Source organism: Archangium sp., assembly GCF_045802675.1.
Taxonomy (GTDB): domain Bacteria; phylum Myxococcota; class Myxococcia; order Myxococcales; family Myxococcaceae; genus Archangium.
In genome coordinates this window covers 13745-37147 of the sequence record NZ_JBJMQO010000072.1, presented here as the reverse complement: position 1 = coordinate 37147, position 23403 = coordinate 13745, and the positions used below count along the sequence as shown (strand labels likewise).

The following is a 23403-nucleotide window of genomic DNA, read 5'->3' as shown; positions in this document are numbered from 1 at the left end:
TCGACAACCCGGCAGTGCTGCGGGCCGTGATGGGCGTGATGCGTTTCTGGCTCGACCTCGGCGTCGATGGCCTGCGGCTGGACGCCGTGCCGTACCTGATCGAACGCGAGGGGACCAGCTGCGAGAACCTCCCGGAGACGCACGAGGCGCTGAGGAGGGTCCGGAAGTTCGTGGACACGAACTACCCCGGCCGGGTGCTGCTCGCCGAGGCCAACCAGTGGCCCGCCGACGTGCGCGTCTACTTCGGCGACGGCGACGAGTTCCACATGGGCTTCCACTTCCCGGTGATGCCCCGCCTCTTCATGGCGCTGCGCAAGGAAGACCGCACGCCCATCGTCGAAATCCTCCAGCAGACGCCAGACATCCCCGAGACGTGCCAGTGGGCCATCTTCCTGCGCAACCACGATGAGCTCACGCTCGAGATGGTGACGGACGAGGACCGGGACTACATGTACCGGGAGTACGCCACCGACCCGCGCATGCGCATCAACCTGGGCATCCGGCGCCGGCTCGCCCCGCTGATGGACTACGGCCGCAGGCGCATCGAGCTCATGCACAGCCTGCTGTTCACCCTGCCGGGCACCCCCGTCCTCTACTACGGGGATGAGATTGGCATGGGGGACAACATCTACCTGGGCGATCGCAACGGCGTGCGCACCCCCATGCAGTGGACGCCCGACCGCAACGCGGGCTTCTCCCGGGCCGATGGCGCGCGCCTGTATGCCCCCGTCATCGCGGACCCCGTCTCCGGCTATCAGGCCATCAACGTCGAGGCTCAGGAGCGCGTCCGCTCCTCGCTGCTCAACTGGATGAAGCGGATTTTGCGCGTGCGCCAGCGCTACCCCGCCTTCGCCATGGGCCGGCTGCGCTGGCTCAACCCGGACAACCGCAAGGTGATCGCCTTCGTGCGCGAGTACGAGGGACAGACGATCCTCATCGTCTGCAACCTCTCGCGCTTCGCCCAGCCGGCCGTCATCGACCTGCGCGACTTCGAGGGCCAGGTGCCCGTGGAGCTCATCGGCGAGACGCCCTTCCCGCGCATCTCCGGCAGCATGCCGTACCAGCTCACGCTGGGTCCCTTCATGTTCCTGTGGTTCCGCCTCGAGAAGCTCACGCCAGGGAGGGGAATGCCGTGACCACGCCCATCGATCTGACGAAGCTCCCGGACTACCTCCGCAACCAGCGCTGGTTCGGCGGCAAGGCCTCGCCCATCAAGTCCGTCTCCGCGGTGGACCACGCCACCCTGCCCCTGCCGGATGGGCGCGAGTTCACCCTCGCCGTGGTGGAGGTCGTCTACGAGCTCGGCCACCCGGAGCGCTACCTGCTGCCCGTGCTCTCCACCGGCGAGGGCGTGCAGGACGCCTTCGAGGACGCCGAGGTGCTGCGCGCCTTCTTCCAGCTCATCCGCGAGAAGCGCGAGCTGCCCAGCGCCTCGGGCAAGCTCGTGGGCGAGTGGCTCGACACCCCCGAGGGCCTCATGGCCCTGCCCTCGCCCCTGCCCGTGCGGCGGCTCCAGGTGGAGCAGAGCAACACCTCCGTGGTGGTCGCCGAGAAGGTCATCCTCAAGGTCATCCGCAAGCTGGAGGTCGGCATCAACCCCGAGTACGAGGTGGGCCGCTTCCTCGCGACGAAAACCTCCTTCCGCGCCACCCCCACCCTGCTCGGGGCGCTGAGCTCCGAGGGCCCCGCGGGCGGCACCCTCGCCGTGGTGCACCGCTACGTCCCCGACGTCACCGACGGCTGGCGCTACACGCTGGACCACTTCCGCCGCGGTGCCCGGCTCACGGAGCCCTTCCTCGGGGAGCTGCGCGGCCTGGGCCAACGGCTGGGCGAATTGCACCGCGCGCTCGCCTCCAACTCCGACGAGCCCGCCTTCGCCCCCGAGCCCCTCCACGCCGAGGACCTCCAGCGCTGGAGCGCCTCCATGGTGGGCGAGATGGGCGTCACCCTCGCCGACGCCATGCGCCAGTTCCCCGAGCTGGAGAATCGCCGCGAGACGCTCCTGGGCCATGCGAAACAACTGGCGCAGGTTTCCCCTTCAGGGCAGAAGATCCGCATTCACGGAGATCTGCACCTCGGACAGGTGCTCCGGGCGCACGGGGATTGGCTCATCTTCGACTTCGAGGGCGAGCCGGGGCGCACCTTCTCCCAGCGGCGGGAGAAGTACTCAGCCTTGAGGGACGTTGCGGGAATGTTGCGCTCCTTCGACTACGCGGAGGCCACGGTGACGCTGGAGGGACTGGCCGCGGGGGAGCGCGTGGGGCCGGCGCGCCGGGCCTTCCTGGAGGGCTACCGCGCCAGCACGCGGGGGGCGCCCTTCCTTCCCCAGGACGACGCGAGCTTCAACGCGATGCTTGACGCCTTCGAACTGGAGAAGATGCTCTACGAAGTGCGCTACGAGTTGCAGAACCGGCCGGACTGGGTGCGCATCCCCGTCCAGGCACTCATGAGGATGGAGGTTCGCACGTGAAGAAGCCGATGGATCGGCAGCAGGTGGACGCGGAGTTGCAGCAGGTGGTGGAGCTGCGTCACCCCGAGCCGCACCGCGTGCTGGGCATCCACCCGGATGGGGATGGCGTGGTGGTGCGGACCTTCCGCCCGGACGCCGTCTCCATCCACGTGCTGCCCGAGTCCGGCGGCCGTATTCCGATGACGCACCGGATGGGCGGCGTCTTCGAGGCCCGCCTCAACGGCAGGACGGACACGTTCAACTATCTCATCGAGGTGGAGTACCCCGGCCACAAGACCTTCACCCTGCGCGATCCGTACAGCTTCCTGCCCACGCTGGGCGACATGGACCTGTACCTCACGGGCGAGGGCCGGCACGAGCAGATCTGGAAGCGCATGGGAGCCCATCCGCTCCACCACAACGGCATCAACGGCGTGGCCTTCGCGGTGTGGGCGCCCACGGCCTCGGGCGTGTCCGTGGTGGGCGACTTCAACAGCTGGGACGGCCGGCTGCACTCCATGCGGCGCATGGGCGCCTCGGGCATCTGGGAGATCTTCATCCCCGAGGTCGGCGAGGGCACGCGCTACAAGTTCGAGATCCGCCCGGGCGGCGGCGGCACGCGCCTGCTGAAGTCGGACCCGTTCGCCTTCCGCACCGAGGTGCCTCCGGCCACGGCCTCGGTGGTGCACGACCTGAACCACTTCCAGTGGGCGGACGAGAAGTGGATGACGGGGCGCGCCGGCAAGAACGTGGACCACGAGCCGTGGAGCGTCTACGAGGTGCACCTGGCCTCGTGGCGGCGCGTGGTGGAGGACGGGGACCGCTCCCTCACCTACCGCGAGATGGCCACCGCGCTCGCCGAGTACGTGAAGCAGATGGGCTTCACCCACGTGGAGCTGATGCCCGTGTCGGAGCACCCCTTCGGTGGCTCCTGGGGCTACCAGGTGGGCAACTACTACGCGCCCACCGCCCGCTTCGGGCACCCGGATGACTTCCGCTACCTCGTCAACTACCTGCACGAGCAGGGCATCGGCGTGCTCCTGGACTGGGTGCCCGGGCACTTCCCCCGGGACGCACACGCACTGGGCCAGTTCGACGGCACGGCCCTCTACGAGCACGCGGATCCACGCCAGGGTACGCAGCCGGACTGGGGCACGTACGTCTTCAACTTCGGCCGCAACGAGGTGCGCAACTTCCTCATCGCCAACGCGCTCTTCTGGTTCGAGGAGTACCACATCGACGGCCTGCGCGTGGACGCGGTGGCCTCCATGCTCTACCTCGACTACAGCCGCAAGCACGGTGAGTGGGTGCCCAACCGCTGGGGCGGCCGCGAGAACGAGGAGGCCATCTCCTTCCTGCGCGAGCTCAACGACACCGTGCGCCGCAAGTTCCCCGGCGCGGTGATGATCGCCGAGGAGTCCACCGCGTGGCCCAAGGTGAGTCAGCCCACGCAAGAGGGCGGGCTCGGCTTCCACTTCAAGTGGAACATGGGCTGGATGCACGACACGCTGACGTACTACTCGAAGGACCCCATCTACCGTCAGCACCACCACAACCAGCTCACCTTCGGCCTGCTGTATGCCTTCAGCGAGCACTTCATGCTGCCGCTGAGCCATGACGAGGTGGTGCACGGCAAGGGCTCGCTGTACGGGAAGATGCCGGGAGACGCGTGGCAGAAGCGCGCCAACCTCCGGGCGCTGCTCGCGTGGATGTGGGCGCACCCGGGCAAGAAGCTGCTCTTCATGGGCGGCGAGTTCGGCCAGCCCAGCGAGTGGAACAACGACCGGAGCCTGGACTGGCACCTGCTCGGAGACCCGGGACACGGGGGCATCCGGGCGATGATGTCGGACCTGAACAAGCTCTACCGGAGCCACCCGGCGCTCTACGACGCGGACGGCGAGCCGCTGGGCTTCCAGTGGCTCCAACCGGACTCGGCGGCGGCCAACGTGTTCGCCTTCGTGCGGCGCTCGCGCCAGCCCGGTGGCCACGTGGTGTGCATCGCCAACCTGTCGCCCGTGCCTCGCGAGGGCTACCGCGTCGGCTTCCCCCGCCACGGCAGCTACGTGGAGCTGTTGAACACGGACGCCCAGGACTACGGCGGCTCGGGCATCGGCAACATGGGGCGCATCCACACCGAGCAGTACGGGTGGGACGGCCAGGAGTCCTCGGCCTCGCTGACACTGCCCCCGCTGTCCGTGCTGTGGTTCACCCCGGGGTAGTTCCCGTCCCCTCGGGAGCGTTCAGGGGCAGCCACACCGAGAAGGTGCTGCCCTGCCCCTCCACGCTCGTCACCTCGATGCGGCCTCCGTGCTGCTCGGCGATCTGCCTCGCGCCGAACAGCCCGAGGCCCGTCCCGGGAATGCGCCCCACGACGTTCTCTCCCCGGTAGAAGCGCCCGAACAGGTGCGGCAGATCTCTCGCGGGGATGCCGAGGCCCTGATCCTGGACTTCCAGGACGGCCCACCCCTCCCCGTCCACCTCGCGCCGCTCCACGCGCACCTCGACGGCGCCTCCCTCGGGGCTGTACTTCACCGCGTTGAGCAGGAGGTTGCGAACGACGCGCCGCACACGCACCTCGTCCACGGACACGACGAGGGGCGTCCGTGGCGTGTGGACGTGCACCTGGTGCCGCTGCGTCACCTGCTGCTGATCCAAGGCGACGCCCCGCGCGAGCGCCCCCAGGTCCACCTCGGTGCGCCGCAGGCTCGGGCGCTGGCCCATCTCGCTGCGCACCACGTCGAGCAGGCCGTCGATCATCGAGCTCATCTCCTCGGTGACCGCCTGGATGCGCGTCGCCTCGGACGTGAGGCGCTCGGGCTCGATGCTCCCCCGCTGCGCCACCTGGAGGTGCAGGAGCTCCGCGCGCATCTTGATGACCGACAGCGGGTTGCGCAGATCGTGGGCCACCGAGGAGAGGAAGTCGTCCCGGGTGCTCAGCGAGCGCTGTAGCTCCGTGAGCAGGCGGGCGTTGTCCATGGCCAGGCCGCAGCGCCGGCCGAAGTCCCGCGCCAGCACCAGGTCCTCCTCCGTGTAGCGCTCACTGCCCGGGCCGCGCAGCAGGGAGAGCGTTCCGAGCACCCGCTCCCGGGCCACCAGCGGCACCACCAGGTAGGAGTGGGGGGCCAGCGCGCGCATCGCGGCCAGATGCTCGTCGGACCCCACGGTGGCCTGATAGGCCGCGTCGTCGAACCGTTCCCCGAGCCGCGCCTCTCCGGTGCGGAAGACCTCGAGCACGGGGCTGCGGGCGCCCGGACCCGGACGGTGGCGGCGGATCACCTCGACGTGCGCGGCGGCGGCGGGCTCCCGGTGGAACACCGCCACGCGCTCCAGGCCGCCCGGGGTGTTGAGATCCACGACGCACCAGTCGGCCAGCTCCGGGACCACCAGCCGGGTGGCCTGCTCGAGCGTCTCGCGCTCATCGAGCGAGCGGGCCAGCACGGCGCTCGCCTCCGCGAGAAAGTGCTGCACGGCTTCCGCCCTCTTGCGCTCATGGATGTCGATGATCGCGCCCAGCCAACCCTCGAGCTCCCCGGAGCCGCCGTGCAGGGGCACCACGCGCCCCAGCATCCAGTGGTATCCCCCACTCGCCGTCTTCAAGCGGAACTCGACGGCATAGGCCGACCCCCGCCGGATGCCCTCCTCCCGGGAGGCCCGCAGCCGCGCCAGGTCCTCGGGGTGGATGGACTCCAGCCACCCGTAGGCCGAGGCCTGCTCGCGCGTCTGTCCGGTGAGCTCGAACCAGAGCTGGTTGAACTCCGTGCCACTGCCGTCCGGCCGGTTCGTCCAGATGATCTGCGGGGCCGCCTCGAAGAGCTGCCGGTAGCGCTCCCCGTTGGCGCGCACCGCGTCGAACAACCGGAGTTCCTGTCGCAGTTGCTCCGCACGTCCGCGCGCCTCGTGCAGCGTGCGGGCGGCCACGCCGATGACAACCCCCAGCACGCTGAGCATCCCCAGCATCACCGCCTCACCCGGGTTCGAGATGGCGAGGGAGCCCAGCGGGGGGAGGAACAGCACGTCGAGCGCGAGCGTCGCCAGGACCGTCAGGCAGAGGGCGGGCCAGAGACCGCCGTACCCGCCCGCGGCCATGATGCCCGCGAGGAAGACGAGGAACGAAAGGCCGTGGGCGAGCGCGCCGAGGCCTCGCGAGACCAGGATGCAGACACAGAACGGCACCCCGACGCCGAGCACCCGTGGGAGCCAGCGCGCGGCGTGCGCCTGGGAACGGGCAGGGGCCGCTGTCATGGCCGCTCACCCGTCGCGGCGCGGGCGGCCTCGTGCGCCACGGTGGCTGGGCTGAATGCCACGGGAGGTGTCAACATTCACCGCAGGCGAATACGTGGTGCGGGCCTTTCGCGCAACGCTGTCATGGGGGGATGTCTCCCTTTCACCCATGCAAGGGACGGCGAGGCGGCCCGGAGAAACGCACGGGCGCCCGCTCCCCTGCCTGGGACTTCATTGCCTCGGCGGGGGCGGATGCGGACGGTTCCCGCGACACCCGTGCACTGGGAGGAACACGAATGGCCACGGCGATGACCCTGACCGCATTAGAAGGACAGCTGGCGAATCACTCCGCGCTACCCCTCCGAGCCACCCTCGGCTCGACGATGCTCTACCACGGCCTCTCCAAGCTGAAGCCCGAGGGCCTTGAGCAGACGTCGCAGTTCTTCGACAGCATCGGCATCAAGCCCGCCCGCTTCTGGGTGCTCGCGACGGGCTGGACCGAGCTGGCCGCCGGCGCCCTCACCTTCCTCGGCATCGGCACCCGCGTGGCGGCCGTCTCCATCCTCGTGACGCAGGCCATGGCCATCGCGAAGGTGCACGCCCGCAACGGCTTCGACGTCCAGAAGGGCGGCTACGAGTTCAACCTGTCCCTGATGGCCGGAGCCCTCGGGCTGCTGCTCGGAGGCCCGGGCAACCTGTCGGTCCACCACGCCGTGCGGCCCAAGCCGGGCCGCCGCTGGAGTCTGGCGGGCCTGCTGTCGCCGCGCCGCCAGACGCTCCGTCCGGCCGTCCGGCTCGCCCTGCTGCTCGCGTAGTGCCGGAGGCTCCGTCCGGTGTCGCCGTCACGCGACCGGGGGCGGAGCCTCTCGCGGGCCCACGTCCAGCTCACACCGCAGGCTCTCGAGCACGCGGCGCAGGGGCATGCACACGCCTCGCCAGCAGCGACGGCTGGTCCCCGAAGGCAATCGCGTGCACGAGGCCCCGCATCTGATTCGAGCTCACTTGCATAGGCGCCTCTCCGGCTTCCCCGTGCACTGCTTCTCATCGGCGAAGCTGGCCTGGGCCTCCCGCGCGAGCTCCTCCGGAGGCCTCTTGCACTCCTGGCTCGCCAGGGAGCCCTGGATCTCGAAGAGGCGGAGGATCTCCGGGCACCGCTCCTGGAAGGTCCTCACCCCTTGGAGGAACAGTGGCCGCATCACCTTGGGCGTGAAGGCATACCCCTGGGCCGTCTCCAGGCTCGCCTCGGGCAGGTACATCCACGAGCTGCGCCAGCTCGAGGCCACCTGCTCGAAGCGCGCCGGCCCCATCCACATGCTCGCGGCGGCCTGGAAGCCCGAGGGCCTGGGCGGAGTGAAGCCCGGCCCCTGGCGGGCGCAGAAGTTCGTGACGGCACTCCTCCGGGCCTTCTCGTCCTTTGGCTCTCGGACGGTGAACGCGAGCCGCTCCGTGCACAGGTTGTACTCGGTGAAGCGCCGCGAGACGGCGGCCAGCTCGCCCTGCTGCACCTCGGCCACCCGCGGCTGCGCGACGAACAGATCCAACGTCCGGGTCAGCATCCCGAAGGCATGCGGCGGGTTGGCGACACGCACCGGTTCGATTCCCGCGGTGGAGATGACCAGCACCCGCTCGGCGCCGCGCTGCACCGCCTGGAGCAGCGGCAGCCCCGAGCGCACCCCGCCATCCACGAACGTGCCCCGTGCCCTGCCGTCCTTGGAGGGCACCCAGTCGATCGGCTCCGAGAGCACCGGCTCGACGATGGAGGCCATGATGGCCTGGATGAGGCCCTCGACGCGCTCGGACTCGGTCGCGCTCCGGGAGAAGTCCGCGGGATCCTGATCGCTGATGGCGTAGACGTCCCCCGAGGCGTACTCCACCGAGACAGCCACCAGCTCGGTGCCGTTGGTGAGCATCCCCGGCGTGACGGCGGCCTTCAGCTTGCCCTGGAGCCGATCGAAGCGGACGAGTCCCCGCACATCCTCGGCGAGCTTCCAGTCCCACGTCGAATTGACGCAATACAGGTCCGACTCCACCGTGCAGGTGTAGTTGCTCACGAGCAGCTCTCGCGCGTTCTGCTCCTGGCCCGGCGTGTGGAACAGATCGATCAGCGTGCCCACGAGCGTCCCCGTGCTGCTGCCGGCCACCAGATCGATCCGGGCATCGCCACAGCCCTCGGGAGGCGCCTTGCCCCGGCACTGCTGGAGGATGCCCAGCAGGCGCCAGAGCGCCCCGGCGGTGAAGGCGCCATTGGCCGCGCCTCCACTCAACACGAGCGCGGTGGAGGGCCGCTGGAGCTCGCGGTGCCAGCGGCGCGCGTGGATGTACTGCGCGGCGGCCTCGGAGCCCTCCTGGATTCCCTTCGCCAGCTCCTCCTGGGTGAGGGGCCGGCCCACGGCCTGCTGGAGCGCCGCCAGCGAGGGACCGATGGACATGACATTGGCCAGGAAGCGCTCCGCGTCGACCTCCGCCACCTGGGGCGCGGCGGGATCCACCAGGCCCGGAGCCTCGGGCACGCCCCATTGGGGAGCCGTCACGGCATCACCGACGAATGGGTTGAAGCAGGTCCCGGTGTCCGTGCCCGCCGCGTTGGACAGACAGCCCACCAGGGCGACGAGGGGCCCGGGCGCCTTGCCCAGCTCCGACATCCAGCCCGCCACCGTGGCGGGCTCCAGGTACGCGTCGGACAGGTGATCCCGCGTCAGGCGCCCGACCCGCTCGGCCACCGAAATCTCGGGAGTCTGGCCCGGCTTCGCCGGAGGCGACGGCTTGTTCAGCGTCTCGAGGATGAAGTCGGTCTTCGCGAAGTGGCAGGAGCAGACCAGGAGGGCCATCAGCGGGAACGACCAGGAGTGCTGCCGCTTCATACCGTGCTCCAGTGCGAAAGGGACCGGGAGTCTAACTCCCGGCCCCCTCCCGGGAGCTCGTGCTTCTTCACGCGCCCTGTTCAGTCGTGGAGTCCCCGGACCCATCCGGCCGGCCACGCACCAGATCGATCACACCGAAGACCAGCTTCAGGACGGCGACCGAGACATACAGCCGTCCGTGCCGTACGTGCCGCCGGGCCGTGGTGCGCAGGCCCGAGGCCGCGGCCTTCCCCCGCTGCATCAGGGTCATCGGCCCGGTGCCGGACGCCGGCAGCGCGAGCACCTGGCTCGGCTCGGGACGATCCAGCACGGAGGCGAAGACGCCGAGGTGCTCCTTCCAGTACGTGCTCAGGAAGATGCCATCCGGATCCATGCGCTTGCGCACCTGCATGAACCGCCCCCACATGGGGTACTGCGAGCGCAGGTACTCGGCTCCCGCCGCCGAGCGCACGGGAGGCAGGTACTTGCCCCAGTGCACCCGGAAGTCGATGCCCTCCTGGCGCATCAGGCCCCAGAAGCGCTCGAAGAACGCCTCCCGCGTGGCCCGGTCCGCCTTCGTATGGAACCAGAACACGTCCAGCCGGCAGGAATGCCGCTTGTAGCTGGGGCTCATCCAGAAGCGGCTCCTGTGTCCCGGGTAGATCTCGAAGGCGAACGAGCCGGTGCGGCCCATGCCCGCCGCGTCCTTCAACGCCTCGCTCTCGTCGGAGCAGGGGTTGAAGTACTTGTGGAGCACCTCGAGGACCCGGGCGGTCTGCTCGAGGTCGAAGAACATCTCGGTGAAGACCGTGGGCAGGTGCTTGTCGGACACCCCGTTGTCCATGGGCAGCGCCTGGAACCACGAGTCCCGGAACGTCTTCACCCCATCGCGCGAGAAGAGGTTCAGCACCCGGCGCACGAGCCTCTCGGTGGCCTCGACGTAGGGCAGGCCCTCCTCCGCGATGAACTTGTAGAACGGGTGGATGATGAGCCACTGGAAGACGCGCGGGACCGAGACGAAGGGCCTGCGCTTGAAGCGCCTGCTGACGAGGCACCGCAGCCACTTGCGCTCGTCCCCGGCGCGATGCGCCGTCCAGAGCTCCACCTTGTCCACGCCCTTCTGGGGCAACCAGAGCAGGCGCGTATAGGTGTCCCCCTGTTCGTTCTCCTCCCAGTAGCGCTGCAGCCCCTTCCCGCCCGGGTCGAACAGCGAGATGTCGCACTTCCCGGCCGGGCTGGTGACCTGCCGTCCCTCGATGTCGTAGCGGGGCTCGCACTGGAGGGTGACCGTGGAGATGACGCCCAGCAGGCCCAGGGAGACGCCCGCGGCGTAGAACGGATTGTTCCGCTCGTCCTCCGGGTCCTCGGGGTTGGGCGCCAGCTCATGCACCCGGCCGGTGCCATCAATCAGGCGGATGCCGGCGATGGCCCCACCCAGATCGTGGTGGATCGTTCCCCCCATCGAGCCCGTCGACAGGAAGCCGGCCACCGTCTGGTGGGTGATGCCTCCGAGGTCCGGCAGCGCCCAGCCCTTCTGGTCGAGCTGCCAGAGCAGGCTGTTCTTCTTCGTCGACAGCGGATTGTTCGGATCCACTCCCAGGTGGCAACCCGCCTGGACGGTGACGCGCATGCGCGCCTCGTCCCAGTGGAGGATCCGGTTGTAGTAATCCAATTGCACGTTGATGTGCTGGGAGCCCTTGTCGGTGTAGATGGCCCCGCGGGGCTTGCAGTGTTGCGCGCCACGCACCCGGAGCTGCACGCCCAGGGCGCGGGCCCGCTTGACGAGCAGGATGATCTCGCCCTCGGTCCGGGGGTGCTCGAAACGGGGGACCCCGCCATCGTCCCGCTCCTGGGGCCGTAGCGTCACATCCGACGACGGTGAACTCTCCAACAGGGTGGATGACGCGAGGGAGGATTGTCCTTCGTGCAACGGCATGCATGGCTCCAACGGGAAAAGGCACGAGTCCCGTCCAGGGGGACCCGAGCGCCCGAGGTGTCACGCCATCAGCACGGCACGCACCTCAGGGCGGTTCCATGAAAGTTGGAGTCGGGGAGGTGGGGATGTGACCGATCTCCCAGGGAGCGGTGGCCATGAGGCGGTCGACCTCGTCCTCCTCGTCATGCTCCTCCTGGAGCCGGGCGAGCACCACCCGGGCCACCCGGATTTCCGGTGAATCGAGCCCCGGCGCCAGGGGCTGGAGATGCTCCAGCAACAGCCGTTGCGCCTCCCGGGTGCGGCCCTGCTCACGCAGCAGGTGGCACAGGCTCAGCGTGGCACGGAGCTCGATGCACAGGGCGCCGGAGCCGCGGGCGATGCGGATCGACTCCTCGAAGGCCGCCAGCGCCCGGGCGAGCTCCCCATTGTGGAACAACAGCTCGCCCCGCAGCCGGTGCAGCTCGGGATCCTCCAGGTGGTCCCCCGCCCGCTCCCCCCAGGCCAGTCCCTCCGACACGGCCTCCAACCCCTCGGAGATCCGCCCCAGCCTCAAGCGCGCATCCGCGATCAGGCTCAGGAAGATGGTGCCCCCCGACTCCGCGCCCGCCTTCTGGATGCGCTCGAAGTCCTTGAGCAGCAGCTCGTAGCCCTCCTCGGGCCGGCCCAGGAGCAGCAGGGCCCACCCTCGCAACGCGGGCGCCCACCCCTCCCAGCTCGGGAACAAGCCCCGCTCGAAGATGACGAGGGCCTTGTCCGCCGCCTCCAGCATCCGGCGGGGATCGAACCGCACCCAGTGCAGCAGGGCGGCCGCCTCGTACGCCAGCAGGCACGTATACGGATGGCCGATCCGCTCGGCCCGCCGTACGGCCTGGGCGATGAGCCGCAAGCCCTCCTGCTGCTCGCATTGGATGACGCAGCACATGGCCTCGTAGGCCTGGGCCATCGTCAGCGTCTCGGCATCGAGCACCCCGAGCTCCGCGGGCGCCTGCTCCGCTTCCGCGGCCCCGTGGAACACGGCCTCGTGGAGCGACCTCCGTGCCGCCGCCACCGCGCCCTGCATCAGGTAGTTCATTCCCTCCATCAACCGGCCCCCGGCGATGAGCTGGGGTGACTGGACGCGCTCGCCCAGCGAGACGATCTGCTCCGAGAGCTTGAGCGCCACCGGGATGTTCAGCCTCATCATGTTCTTGACGAAGAGGCTCCGGCACGCGGCGAGGAGGATGGGAAGGTCCCGCACGTCCTGGAACAGCTCGGGGATGCGGGCATAGAGCTGATCCACCTCGGGCGCCGAGTAGCTCCGGGCGGCCACCAGTGCCTGGCCGAGCAGCACCATCAACCGCAGCTCCTCCTCGACGTGCCGGGCCGCCGCCGGCAGGCGCCTGAACAGCCGCAGCGCCTGCTCCAGGTGGCCCACGGACTCCTCGAACGCCGAGCGATGCAGGGCCAGCTCCCCGGCCTGTGCCCAAGACGTGACGGCCTGTTGCAGCTCCCCGGCCTGGGTGTGGTGGTGGGCGATCAGCTCGGGGGGTGCCGGGGGATTTCCCGCGAGCGGGTGCTCCAGCAGGCTGGCGACGCGGTGGTGGTACTCCCGCCGCCGGGGCTTGAGCAGGGACTCGTACGCCGCCTCCTGGATGAGGGCATGCCGGAACTCGTAGCAGGGATCCGGCTCGTTGCCCTTGTGCAGGAGCAGCCCCGCCTCGACCAGCTCCTCGAGGTCCCTCCTCAACGTGGAGCCCTTCCCCTCCGAGAGGGCGGTGACCTCCCCCAGGGTGAAGCTCCGCCCGAGCACCGCTCCCTTCCACGCCAGCTCCTTCTGCTCCTGCGGAAGCGAGTCCAACCGCGACATGAGCAGCTCCTGGAGGGAGATGGGGAGCGGGCCCGCGGTGAGCGCCGCGGTACCGGACGGCGCCTGGGAGAGCACCCGGCGCGTCAGCTCCTCGACGAAGAGCGGGTTGCCCTCCGTGCGCCGCACCAACAGCTCGAGCGTCTCCGCCGTGAGTCCCGGCCCCTTCTGGGTGAGCCGCCGCACCAGCTCGGCCGTCTCGTCCGCCGCGAGGCGATCCAACGTGATGTCCAGGAAGCCCGGCTGGCCCGCCCAGGAGAGCCGCAGCTCGGGGCGCGCGCTCAACACGAGGTACAGCCCCGTCAGCTCGATGCGATCCTTCAGGCGCGTGAGCAGCCGCAGCGTGGAGGGATCGGCCCAGTGCAGATCCTCCAGCACGAGCAGCAGCGGACCCGCGCCTCTCTTGCTCGCGAGCTTCGCGGGGAGCCGCAGCAGGAGCGTCGTCAGCGTCTCCAGGGTGCGCTCGCGTTGCAGCTCGGGGGACAGCATCAAGGGCGGCAGTCCCTCGCGGGGCGGCAGCTCCAGGAGCTGCCCGAGCAGCTGAAGGCCCTCCGGAAGGGGGATATCGAGCGCCCCCAGCACCTCCTCCAGGCGGGCCTGGCGCGTACACGGCGGCGTCTCCGGCTGGAGCCCGAGCAGCTGCACCACCCACTCGAGCACCGGGTGGAAGGCGCTGCGGTTGAGCTGGGGCCAGCACTGGCTGGACACGCAGAGCGCCCCCTGCCGCAGGGCGTGCGCGCACAGCTCCTGGATGAGCCGGGACTTGCCAATGCCCGCCTCGCCGCGGAGCAACACCACCACCCCCTGCCCCCGCCGCGTGTCCTCCCACTTCGCCACCAGTTGGCCGAGCTCGCGCGTGCGGCCCACCAGCGGCGTGAGGCCCTGCCTCCGGGCCCGCTCGAAGCGCGTGTGCTCCGGCCGCTCGCGCACCAGCCGGTAGACCCCCACCCGCACCTCGCCCAACGAGGAGTAGAAGGACCGCGGGCCCAGGGGCTCCGTGATGAAGCTCCCCCGCGCCCCCTGCCAGGCGTTCTCACTCAGGTTCGCCGTGTGGGGGGCCGCCTGCTCCGCCAGCCACTTCGCCACCCGGGGGGCCTCGCCCTGGATGGAGGGAGAGGGGCCCGCGGCCCCGGTGGGCGCCGACACGTCCAGCACGACCAGATCCGTGTGCACCCCCACGTGCACCGCGAGCCCCGTCTGGGCCGCCTGGGGCAGGTGCTCCGCCAGCCGCGTCAGCTCGAACGCCGTCCGCATCGCGCACAGCACGTCATCCTCGCGGGCCAGCGGATAGCCGAAGCAGCCCAGCACCTCGCCGCCCATGCGCAGCGCCACCCAGCCCCCGTGCCGTTCGATCTCCCGCGAGCAGGCCTGGTGGAACGCCGCCTGGAGATCGCTCAGGTCCTCGGGATCGAAGGACGCCAGCTGCCCCGAGAACCGGCAGCTCACCAGCGTCACATGGCGGCGCTGGGGAATGAATCGCGGCGGAGCCTCGCCGGACGGGGCCAGGCTCCACTCCAACACGCGCAGCTGCTCGTGCATCTCGAGCGCGCTCTGGAAACGCCGCGAGGGATCCTTCGCCAGCGCCCGGGCCAGGAACCAGTCCACCAGCTCGGGGAGGTCCGGGCGGTACGTGCGGATGGAAGGCACCGGCTCGTCCGAGGTCACCCGCTCTCGCAGCGCCCGGGGATTCCCGGCGGAATGGGGCGACTCCCCCGCGAGCATCTCGTACAGCAGCAGCCCGGCCGCCCAGACGTCGGTGCGCAGGTCCTGCTTCTGTCCCCGCCACTGCTCGGGCGCCATGAACGAGGGCGTTCCCGCACGCGCCAGCTCGATGCCCAGCGACGAGGCGAGCCGCGCCAGCCCGAAGTCGAGCAGCTTCACCCGCCCGTCCGGCAGGATGAACACGTTGCTGGGCTTGAGATCGCGGTGGATGATCCCCCGCGAGTGGGCATGCGCCAGCCCGGCGGTGACCTCGCGCAGGATGTGCAGCGAGCGCTCGAGCTCCAGCGGTCCGCGCCGCACCAGCTCCTCGAGCGACTGGCCCTCCAGGTACTCCATGATGAGGAAGGGAGCGCCCTTCCACTCGGAGACGTCGAAGATGCGGACGATGTTGTCGTGATCCAGCTGGGCGACCAGCCGGGCCTCTTCCTGGAGCAGGCGATCCAACATCTCCTGGGTGAATTCGTGGCCCGGAGAGATGAACTTGAGCGCCACGACGCGCTGCAACACCTCGTCGCGCGCGCGGACGACCATGCCCATGCCCCCCCTGCCGAGCTTCCCGAGGACCTCGAACCGCCGGCCATCCCGCCCCCCGAGCCGCGAGCCTGCCTGGGGCCAGGGTAGGACGGGCGTGTACTCGAGCACCTCGCGCAGGAAGGAGTCTCCGTAATCCGAAGAACCCTCCCCGGCGGGCACGGAAGGGTTCTCCCGTCCGGCCCCCTGGTCATCGTCGTCGCGCCGGGTCATACACGTCCCCCAGCCCATACGATGGGAGAGCCCGGGGCGGTATGGCATCCCCCCCTCGGGTCCCAGCCCTCCTGCTCCCACCCTGGCGCTCGGACGGGCGCCCGGTGGAGACGCCCGGTCTCAGGCGACGTGGGCCAGGTGAGGCTCCTCCAGCTCATGGGCTAAGGATGTTTGCTCCCTCCGGTCGCGGGGGCCGAGCGCCGACAGGCTGCGCAGCGTGCCCAGCAGCTCCTGCGACGGCTCCTTGCCCCGCCGCATGGACGACAGCAGCGTGCCCTCGCACCCGGTCCGCGCCAGGCACGACTCCAGCGAGTGCTTCACCAGCGGGTGCGGGCTGACCTCCAGGAAGACGCCGTGCCCCTCGTCGAGCAGCGTGTCCACCGCCTCGCGGAACAGCACCGGCTCGGCCAGGTTGCGCACCCAGTAGTCCGCGTCGAAGCGCCGCCCGGCCAGCTCCCCGCCCGTCACCGTGGAGATGATGGGCAGCCGCTCCATGCGCGGGCGCAGGCCCTGGAGCTCCCCGCGCAGCCCTTCGCGCAGCGGCTCCACCTGCGGGCAGTGCGCCGCCACCTCCGAGTCCACCCGGCGCGCCGGCACGCCCCGGCGCCGCAGCGCCACCAGCACCTGCTCCAGCACCTCGGGCCGCGCCGCCAGCACCGTCCACTCGGGGCTCGCGTGGATGACGCGCCACACCTGGCCCGCGAACTCGGGCAGCGCCTCCAGCGCGCGCGCCCAGGGCAGCCCCACCAGCGCCATGGCTCCCTGGCCCCGCAGCTTCCCGATGGTGCGGCCCTGCAGGCAGATGACGCGCATGGCGTCTTCCAGCGTCAGCACTCCGGCCACGTGCGCCGCCGCCACCTCGCCAATGCTGTGCCCCACCACCGCCGCCGGCTCCACGCCCCACGAGCGCCACACCGCCGCCAGGGCGAGCTCCATCGACACGATGGCCGGACAGCTCACCTCGATGTCACCCAGCCGCGAGTCCTCCGCCGTCAGCGCCTCCAGCAGCGACCAGCCCAGGTGCCGCCGCACCTGGACGTCACACGCCTTGAGCACCAGCGCGCCCACCGTCGAGCGCTCCAGCAACGCCCGGCCCATGCCCGTCCACTGCGAGCCCTGGCCGGAGAAGACGAAGACGGGACGGCACCCAGGGCCCGTCTGGCCCTGGCCACGCATCAGGGACTCCTTGCTGGTCCACCGCATGCCCCACTCCCCTCGCCCGATGGGTCGGAACAGCCCCACCGAATCAATTCAGTCAGGATGTATTAATAACGCGCTTTTCCTGTAATGTGAAGCTCGTTTTCCACGAATAGTGAATTGTTCGATTCTGGCCACGAAAACGAGGTAGAAAACGACCCGGGGATTCCCCATATGGAGGGATTCGTCCCACCTCCCCGCTGGCGGGGAACCCCAGGGAAGCCCTAAAAGAGGGGGTTCATCATGAGCCAGGTTCGCTACCAGACGCTCGGTCCCCTCATCCCTGGCGAGGGCAACCGCCCTTCACTCGCGTTGGCGCTCGAGGAGGGCGTTGCGCCGAGGCCGGTCGTGCTGGTGTGGGCGCCCGCGGAGGTGGTGCAAGACGCGACGCAGCACAGCCGGCTGCGGCGCGAGACGGAGCGCGCCGTCGTCTTCGAGCACCCCAACATCCTGCGCGTGCACGGGCTGGTGACGCTCGAGGGCCGCGTGGCCCGGGTGACGGAGTTCGCCGACGGCGAGCCCCTGCGCCAGGTATTGGAGGTGGGAGGGAAACTGCCGCCCGCGCTCGCGGCGCTCGTGGCGGCGGACGCGGCCACCGGCGTCCACTATGCCCATGTGGCGGGCAATGATGATGGGACGCCGCTCATCCATGGAGATCTGCGCCCGGAGACCGTGATGGTCTCCTTTAGTGGTGTGTGCAAGGTGTCCGGCTACGGCGCGCTCGGCGTGGCGCCCCGGGAGAGCAACGGCCGCCGCGTGCGCAACCGCCGGCTGTACAGCGCCCCCGAGCAGCTCATGGGTGGGCGCGAGGCCTCCTCCGTCCTCACGGACGTGTTCCTCCTGGGCCTGCTGCTCTACGAGTGCCTCTCGGGGCGCAAGCCCTTCCAGGATTCGATCGAACCGGACAAGGCGATCCTCAACCGTCCCCTGCCGCCGCTGCCGGCGGAGATTCCCCTCGCGCTGAACGAGGTGGTGCGCCGCGCCACGGCGAAGCGCTCCGGGGAGCGCTACCCGAGCGCCCTCGCCTTCCGCGAGGCCCTGGTGGCCGTCGTGGGCGAGCTGCCCCCGCCCTCGGCCCTCGCCGAGCTGCTCGGGCAGCGGATTCCTCCCGACAACGCGGCGCGCGTCGCCCGGAAGAAGACGCTCGAGCAGGGCATCGCCGCGGCGATGCGTCTCGAGCTCCCGCCCGCCACGGCGCCCATGCGCGTCATCGCCCCCCGGCCGTCCGTGGACCCGGCCGAGGCCCCCACCGTTCCCGCCACTCCGACGATTCCGCCTCGCACCGAGGCGCCTGGCATCGAGGCCACTCCGACCGTCCCGCCCCGCGCCGAGCCCTGGGCACTCGCCGTCCCCAAGGACTCGAGCGAAGCCCCCACCCTCCCCGCGACGCCCGTCGTGCCCGCCCGTCCCGCCGCGCCCGCGAGCCCGCGCCGCCCGGCCATGCCGCTCGTGCTGGGCGTGGGAACGCTGCTGCTGGTGGCCGCGGTCGGCACGGTGTGGAGCAAGCGCAAGCCGGCCGAGCTCACGCTGCCCGACGACGCGGGCGAGGAAGAGGCCACCCCGAGCTTCGACGCGCCCGTGCTGCTCGACGCCGCGCCCACGGATGCCGGCGTGCGTCCTCCCGTCCAGGACGCGGGGACCCCGGCCGCACCGGTGGCCACCCCGCCGCCCACGATGGTGCAGCTCAACGTGAATCCCGAGGTGACCGTCACCATCGATGGCCGCGCGTACGGCCACTCGCCCCTGACGGTTCCGCTCCAGCCCGGCCGCCACACGCTCACGCTGGCGGATGAGGCCCGGGGGTTGCGTATGTCCCGGATGATCGACGTGCGCGCCACCCCGGAGCCGGTGTCGTTCACCATCCACGTGGGCATGGGCTCGGTGCTGATCCACGCACCTTCCGGGGCGCGGGTGTCGATCGACGGGGAGGACCTGGGAGCGGCGCCGGTCTCCGAGAAGACGCTCTTCGAGGGCGAGCACCGCATCAAGGTCACCCAGAACGAGGCCGTCTGGGAGAAGGCCTTCTCCCTGCCCGGAGCGCAGCGCCTGGTCTTCAACGTGGACCTCGAGGCGGGGCAGGAGCCGGCGCCGGAGCCGGAGGAGTAGCCGGGCATGCTGTTGCTCGCGCTGAGCTGCCTCCAGGGGCGCCCCATGCAGGCGGCCGCCGAGGAGTTGCTCTCCCTCGGAGCCGAGGGCCTCCAGCTCACCCCCGGCAACGCGCCGACGGGAGGCTTCGAGGCCTGGCTGAAGGACCGGGGCGTGGAGACGCGCACGCACCACGGTTTCCACTGGCGCGCGCTGCGCGGCCCCGTCTGGTCCCCCGAGGCCGAGTGCCTCGTCGGCTCGCACTCGGTGCACCCGCCCCGGGCCCAGGACGACGCGGCGGCGCGCTGGTTCCACCGCGCCGGACAGGGCGCCTTCGCGGACCGGACGCTCGAGACGATGTACCCGGGCTATGTGCTGGGCACCGGGGAGGAGCTCGAGCGGGCCATGGACATGGGCTTGCGGCTGGCGGTGGACGTTTCGCACCTGTGCATCCAGCGGGAGGCGGGCGTGCTCGCCGAGCGCACGTGGAAGCGCCTCCAGGACTATCCGCGCATCGGCGAGGTCCACGTGTCGGAGAGCCTCGGGCAGCGCGATGCGCACCGGCCCGTGCACCCCGCCACCTTCGGCCTGGGCTGGGTGAGGGAGCGGCTCGGCGCGGGCGTGGACGTCATTCTCGAGTGCTACATGCACCGGCTTTCGCCGCGCGAGCGGCTCGGACAGTTGGACATCCTGCGAGGGAACGAATGAGCGGGGACAGCGACAAGAAGTACACCTCGGAGCAGACGGCGAAGAAGCGCGAGGAGATCGTCGCGCAGATCGCCCAGGGCGTGGGCCGGGTCTTCGACAAGCACCCCGAGCTGCGCTCGGCGCTGATGCTGGTGTCGCAGTTCTGGAGCGACGAGGCCGACGACGCCGTCCACTGCGACTTCATCTTCTCGAAGCTGGGGACGCCCAACCTCAAGGCGGCGGCCAAGGCGTGGGACGACGGCGAGGACGGGGACCCGGTCAACCTGCCCGAGGGCCTGAGCCACATGGACCTCGCCTTGACCGTCGACGGTTACCCCTGGGACGACAACGGCGAGTCCATTCCGCTCTTCGCGGCCTTCACCAAGGAGGACTGCCATCAGGAGATGTCGGTGATGGAGGCCGGTGCGCCCTACGCCGTGTTCCGGCGCTCGTCCCTGGGCGTGGAGACCGAGCTCGTCGGCGAGATGATGCGGCCCTGGCTCGACGGCGTGACGCCCTCCTGGGAGCAGGAAGGCGACGCCGACTGACCGCGCCTGCTCCGTGCGATTCAGGGGGCCAGTGCCTGCTCGAGGTCGCGGATGAGGTCCGCCGGAGCCTCCAGCCCGATCGACAGGCGGAAGATGCCGTCGCCCGCCCAGGCCCGGTAGCGCTCCAGCAGCTCGGGCGAGAGCTGGAAGGAGGTCCGCTGCAGGTCCTCCGTCGGCAGGTAGAAGACGAGGCTGTGCGGCTTGCCGAGCGACACGGCGTATTTGACGACCTTCAGCCTGTCGGCGAGCCGTCGAGCCACCGCGGGGCCGTTGTCCGCCTGGAAGGCGATCATCCCGGACGTATTGCGCAACTGCGCTCGGGCGAGCTCCGCCTGCGGGTGGGAAGCGAGCCCCGGGTAGAGGACGTGGTGCACGCGCGAGTGGCTCTCCAGGAACGAGGCCACCGCGCGGGCCGTGGACTCATGGGCGGCCATGCGTTGAGGCAGCGTGGCGAGGCTGCGGAGGATGAGCCACGCGGGAAAGGGATTGAGCACGGCGCCCAGGTGGATGAGCGAGTCCTGACGCAGCGCCGCCAGCTCCGAGCGCCGCCCCACGACGACGCCGCCCAGCACGTCCCCGTGGCCGCCGATGTACTTGGTCAGCGAGTGGATGACGAGGTCCGCGCCCAGCGCGAGGGGTTGCTGGCCGATGGGCGTCGCGAGCGTCGCGTCGACGGCGAGGCGTGCCCCGGCCCCGTGCGCGAGCGAGGCCACCGCCGCCACATCCGTCAGCTTCAGGATGGGGTTGCACGGCGTCTCGATGTAGACGAGCCGCGTGTTCGGGCGCAGGGCGGCCCGCACCTGCTCGAGGTCCGAGGTATCGACGGGCGACACCTCGACGCCGAAGCGCCGCAGCTTGCCCCGGACGAACTCCGCCGCGCCCGCGTAGCAGACGTCGCTGATGACGAGGTGATCGCCCGGCCCGAGCAGGTGCAGCAGCAGCCCGGTGATGGCGGCCATGCCGCTGGCGAAGCACAGGGCGTCCTCCCCTCCTTCGAGCTCGGCGAGGCGACGCTCCAGGGTGCGCACCGTGGGCGTGGACCAGCGCGCGTAGAAGTAGGGGGACTCCTCGCCCATGTCCACGGCGGAGAAACCCACGCCCTCGGGGTGGGCGCGGAAGGTGGTGGACATCACCAGCGGCGTGTTGAGCGGTGCCCCCTGCTCCTCCCCGGCATCGGCCTGCACGAGCCGCGTCCGCACGTCCCAGTCTGAAGCCATCGTTCACCTCGTTCGGATGTTGGAGCGCCCCGAGGGCGGATAGAGTCCGCCCCCCATGTCACACCAAACGAATCCCCAGGTCGTCATCATCGGCGCGGGCCCGGCCGGAATGATGCTCGCCTATCAACTCGTCACCAACGGCGTCCCGGTGCGCGTGCTCGAGCGCCACCCCGACTTCGAGCGCGAGTTCCGCGGCGAGCTCCTCCAACCCGCCTCGCTCGCTCCCCTGGAAAAGCTCGGTCTGCTCCCGCTGCTCGTGGAGCGCAAGGCCGCCAGGCCCAACGTCGAGCGGCGCATGTTCGTCGGGCACTCGCGGCGCGTCATGGTCCCAGGCGGAAAGGAGCGCGGCTCGCTCATCTCCCAGGCCGGGTTCCTCCAGGTGCTCCACGAGCTGTGCGGCCGCTTCCCGCATTACCGGCTCGACTTCGGCACGACGGTGCTCGGGACGATCCGCGACAACGGCAAGGTGGTGGCTCTGAAGACGCGCCGCGAGGGCTCCGAGGGCCGCATCGATGGCGACGTCTTCGTGGACTGCAGCGGCCGCAACAGCGGGCTGCGCAAGGACGTGGGCCTCCAGGTCGAGGCGACCCAGGTGCCCGCGGACGTGGTGTGGCTGCGCTTCGACTTCTCGGACGCCCCCGAGGCGCTCCCCGACGGCGTCGATGTCCACATGTTCGGCAAGGGCGTGGTGGCCGTCTTCTTCCCCACGACGCGCTCCCGGTTGCAGGTGGCCTACAGCGCCCCCGGGGACCTGGGCAGCCTGCGCAAGAACCTCCCCGAGCTGCGGCGCCAGTTGCTCCCCGTGGTGCCCGCGAAGCTGCGGCCCCACCTCGAGGCGAAGCTCGACGAGCGCACCGAGTCCCAGTTCCTCCGCGTCGTCGTCGACAAGCTCGAGCGCTGGTATGTCCCCGGGCTGCTGTTCCTCGGGGACGCGGCGCATACGATGTCGCCCTCGGGCGGCCAGGGGCTGAACCTGGCCCTGCGCGACAGCATGGTGGCCGCCAATCACATGCTCGATGCGATCCGCACCGGCCAGCCCGTCGACGAGCAGGTCTTCCAGAAGATCGAAGCCGAGCGCCGCCCCGAGGCCGACATGATTCAAGCCATGCAGACCCGCGTGCACCGCATGGTCATGGCCCCGATGTTCGTCGAGCACCTCATGTTCACGGTGCTCGGCGTCGTGCTGAAGCTCTCGAAGAAGGCGAGCCAGGGGGGCCCCGGCGGTCCCCTCGTCGAGCCGCGTTACGGCGTCCCGGTGTCCCAGCTTCCGGGCCCCGGCGCTTCGTAAGGTGGCTGCTCCCACTCCGCTGGAAGCGGCTTCGCGGCGAGGGCGCGGTAGCATGCGCGCCCATGGATCTTCCTCCGACCGCAGGTGTCGTCTGGTACGCCGTGGGGCGCTTCTACGAGGCCCGGGATGGCAGGCAGTTGGATCTGGGCTACTTCGCGCACCTGGGGGGAATGGCGCCGCTCTTCCACGGCCCTCCGGGTGAAGCCACCGCCCACTTCACCTTCCGCTCCGAGCCCTTCACCGTCCAGACGCTCCAGAATGGAGACCTGGAGCTGTCGCTCGACGCCACCGGCCGCTTCACGCTGTACCTCAACCGCGAGCCGTGCGGAGACTTCTCCAACCCGGACACGTTCTCGCGGGGCGAGCCCATCGCCACCTTCGAGCGCTTCTCCACGGTGGTGGGGACGGCGGTGGGGCCGCTCGCCAGCAACCTGTTCTCCGCGGCGCTGCGCTCCAGCGCCGACTTCACCTTCGGGGGCAGGACGTGGAACCTGGCGAGCCTCGTGCCGCAGGGCATCACCCAGTTCGGCACGGCCAGCACCACCGCGCTGCCTCCGCCGCACGGCTACAAGGCGATGAAAGCCTTCGTCGGCTCGGCGATGGCACTCGGGGCGCGGCGGCCCTGA

Annotated in this window: 15 protein-coding genes; 9 read left to right on the top strand and 6 right to left on the bottom strand. The window is 70.4% G+C overall.

The annotated features are described in order from the left end of the window. From ACJ8AN_RS19845 to glgB, 3 genes are all read left to right on the top strand, one after another. The coding region (locus ACJ8AN_RS19845) for an alpha-glucosidase C-terminal domain-containing protein (RefSeq protein ID WP_407756972.1) at positions 1 to 1136 on the top strand (1136 nt) is incomplete at its 5' end. After that, positions 1133 to 2470, top strand: a complete 1338-nt coding sequence (locus ACJ8AN_RS19840) for a maltokinase N-terminal cap-like domain-containing protein (protein ID WP_407756971.1) — start codon at positions 1133 to 1135, stop codon at positions 2468 to 2470. The genes ACJ8AN_RS19845 and ACJ8AN_RS19840, both read left to right, overlap by 4 nt. Then, positions 2467 to 4668 carry a 1,4-alpha-glucan branching protein GlgB gene (gene glgB / locus ACJ8AN_RS19835; protein WP_407756970.1) on the top strand — a complete coding sequence of 734 codons (2202 nt, stop codon included), beginning with the start codon at positions 2467 to 2469 and terminating at the stop codon, positions 4666 to 4668. Before ACJ8AN_RS19840 ends, glgB begins: the two co-directional genes overlap by 4 nt. Here the strand turns inward: glgB and ACJ8AN_RS19830 are convergent. After that, the gene (locus ACJ8AN_RS19830) at positions 4655 to 6691 is read right to left on the bottom strand and encodes an ATP-binding protein (RefSeq protein WP_407756969.1); all 2037 of its coding nucleotides are present in this window, start codon (positions 6689 to 6691) and stop codon (positions 4655 to 4657) included. The genes glgB and ACJ8AN_RS19830 overlap by 14 nt on opposite strands. Positions 6692 to 6966: 275 nt before the next feature. On the opposite strand from ACJ8AN_RS19830, the gene ACJ8AN_RS19825 reads away from it, so the two are divergent. After that, entirely contained in the window at positions 6967 to 7485 is a 519-nt protein-coding gene (locus ACJ8AN_RS19825) for a DoxX family protein (RefSeq protein WP_407756968.1), read from the top strand. Between the two features lie 183 nt (positions 7486 to 7668). Here the strand turns inward: ACJ8AN_RS19825 and ACJ8AN_RS19820 are convergent, their stop codons facing one another. The 4 genes from ACJ8AN_RS19820 to ACJ8AN_RS19805 all read right to left on the bottom strand — a co-directional run bounded on the left by ACJ8AN_RS19820 (position 7669) and on the right by ACJ8AN_RS19805 (position 16958). Continuing rightward, positions 7669 to 9531 (bottom strand): patatin-like phospholipase family protein, encoded by a 1863-nt coding sequence (locus ACJ8AN_RS19820; RefSeq protein ID WP_407756967.1) that lies wholly within the window; start codon positions 9529 to 9531, stop codon positions 7669 to 7671. 67 nt (positions 9532 to 9598) lie between these two features. Next, a complete protein-coding gene (locus ACJ8AN_RS19815; protein ID WP_407756966.1) occupies positions 9599 to 11446 on the bottom strand; it encodes a D-arabinono-1,4-lactone oxidase in 1848 nt (615 codons plus the stop codon). A gap of 85 nt (positions 11447 to 11531) precedes the next feature. After that, entirely contained in the window at positions 11532 to 15755 is a 4224-nt protein-coding gene (locus tag ACJ8AN_RS19810) for a protein kinase domain-containing protein (protein ID WP_407756965.1), read from the bottom strand. A gap of 120 nt (positions 15756 to 15875) precedes the next feature. After that, entirely contained in the window at positions 15876 to 16958 is a 1083-nt protein-coding gene (locus ACJ8AN_RS19805) for an acyltransferase domain-containing protein (protein WP_407756964.1), read from the bottom strand. A 237-nt stretch (positions 16959 to 17195) separates the two neighbouring features. Between ACJ8AN_RS19805 and ACJ8AN_RS19800 the strand changes: the two genes are divergently transcribed. The 3 genes from ACJ8AN_RS19800 to ACJ8AN_RS19790 are packed head-to-tail and all read left to right on the top strand — an operon-like array spanning position 17196 to position 20272. Continuing rightward, entirely contained in the window at positions 17196 to 19058 is a 1863-nt protein-coding gene (locus tag ACJ8AN_RS19800; RefSeq protein WP_407756963.1) for a protein kinase domain-containing protein, read from the top strand. Between the two features lie 6 nt (positions 19059 to 19064). Next, the gene (locus ACJ8AN_RS19795; RefSeq protein WP_407756962.1) at positions 19065 to 19745 is read left to right on the top strand and encodes a hypothetical protein; all 681 of its coding nucleotides are present in this window, start codon (positions 19065 to 19067) and stop codon (positions 19743 to 19745) included. After that, a complete protein-coding gene (locus ACJ8AN_RS19790; RefSeq protein WP_407756961.1) occupies positions 19742 to 20272 on the top strand; it encodes a hypothetical protein in 531 nt (176 codons plus the stop codon). The genes ACJ8AN_RS19795 and ACJ8AN_RS19790 overlap by 4 nt, the downstream gene beginning before the upstream one ends. Positions 20273 to 20292: 20 nt before the next feature. Here ACJ8AN_RS19790 and ACJ8AN_RS19785 read toward each other — a convergent pair whose 3' ends face one another. After that, a complete protein-coding gene (locus ACJ8AN_RS19785; RefSeq protein WP_407756960.1) occupies positions 20293 to 21489 on the bottom strand; it encodes a trans-sulfuration enzyme family protein in 1197 nt (398 codons plus the stop codon). 55 nt (positions 21490 to 21544) lie between these two features. Between ACJ8AN_RS19785 and ACJ8AN_RS19780 the strand changes: the two genes are divergently transcribed. Continuing rightward, a complete protein-coding gene (locus ACJ8AN_RS19780; RefSeq protein WP_407756959.1) occupies positions 21545 to 22777 on the top strand; it encodes an FAD-dependent monooxygenase in 1233 nt (410 codons plus the stop codon). A gap of 62 nt (positions 22778 to 22839) precedes the next feature. Then, positions 22840 to 23403, top strand: coding sequence for a hypothetical protein (locus tag ACJ8AN_RS19775; protein WP_407756958.1), 564 nt, complete (start codon positions 22840 to 22842; stop codon positions 23401 to 23403).

Coding starts and splice junctions, on each gene's coding strand:
- ACJ8AN_RS19830 (WP_407756969.1), bottom strand. CDS start 6,691: ATGACAGCGGCCCCTGCCCGTTCCCAGGCGCACGCCGCGCGCTGGCTC.
- ACJ8AN_RS19825 (WP_407756968.1), top strand. CDS start 6,967: ATGGCCACGGCGATGACCCTGACCGCATTAGAAGGACAGCTGGCGAAT.
- ACJ8AN_RS19820 (WP_407756967.1), bottom strand. CDS start 9,531: ATGAAGCGGCAGCACTCCTGGTCGTTCCCGCTGATGGCCCTCCTGGTC.
- ACJ8AN_RS19815 (WP_407756966.1), bottom strand. CDS start 11,446: ATGCCGTTGCACGAAGGACAATCCTCCCTCGCGTCATCCACCCTGTTG.
- ACJ8AN_RS19810 (WP_407756965.1), bottom strand. CDS start 15,755: ATGACCCGGCGCGACGACGATGACCAGGGGGCCGGACGGGAGAACCCT.
- ACJ8AN_RS19805 (WP_407756964.1), bottom strand. CDS start 16,958: ATGCGGTGGACCAGCAAGGAGTCCCTGATGCGTGGCCAGGGCCAGACG.
- ACJ8AN_RS19800 (WP_407756963.1), top strand. CDS start 17,196: ATGAGCCAGGTTCGCTACCAGACGCTCGGTCCCCTCATCCCTGGCGAG.
- ACJ8AN_RS19795 (WP_407756962.1), top strand. CDS start 19,065: ATGCTGTTGCTCGCGCTGAGCTGCCTCCAGGGGCGCCCCATGCAGGCG.
- ACJ8AN_RS19790 (WP_407756961.1), top strand. CDS start 19,742: ATGAGCGGGGACAGCGACAAGAAGTACACCTCGGAGCAGACGGCGAAG.
- ACJ8AN_RS19785 (WP_407756960.1), bottom strand. CDS start 21,489: ATGGCTTCAGACTGGGACGTGCGGACGCGGCTCGTGCAGGCCGATGCC.
- ACJ8AN_RS19780 (WP_407756959.1), top strand. CDS start 21,545: ATGTCACACCAAACGAATCCCCAGGTCGTCATCATCGGCGCGGGCCCG.
- ACJ8AN_RS19775 (WP_407756958.1), top strand. CDS start 22,840: ATGGATCTTCCTCCGACCGCAGGTGTCGTCTGGTACGCCGTGGGGCGC.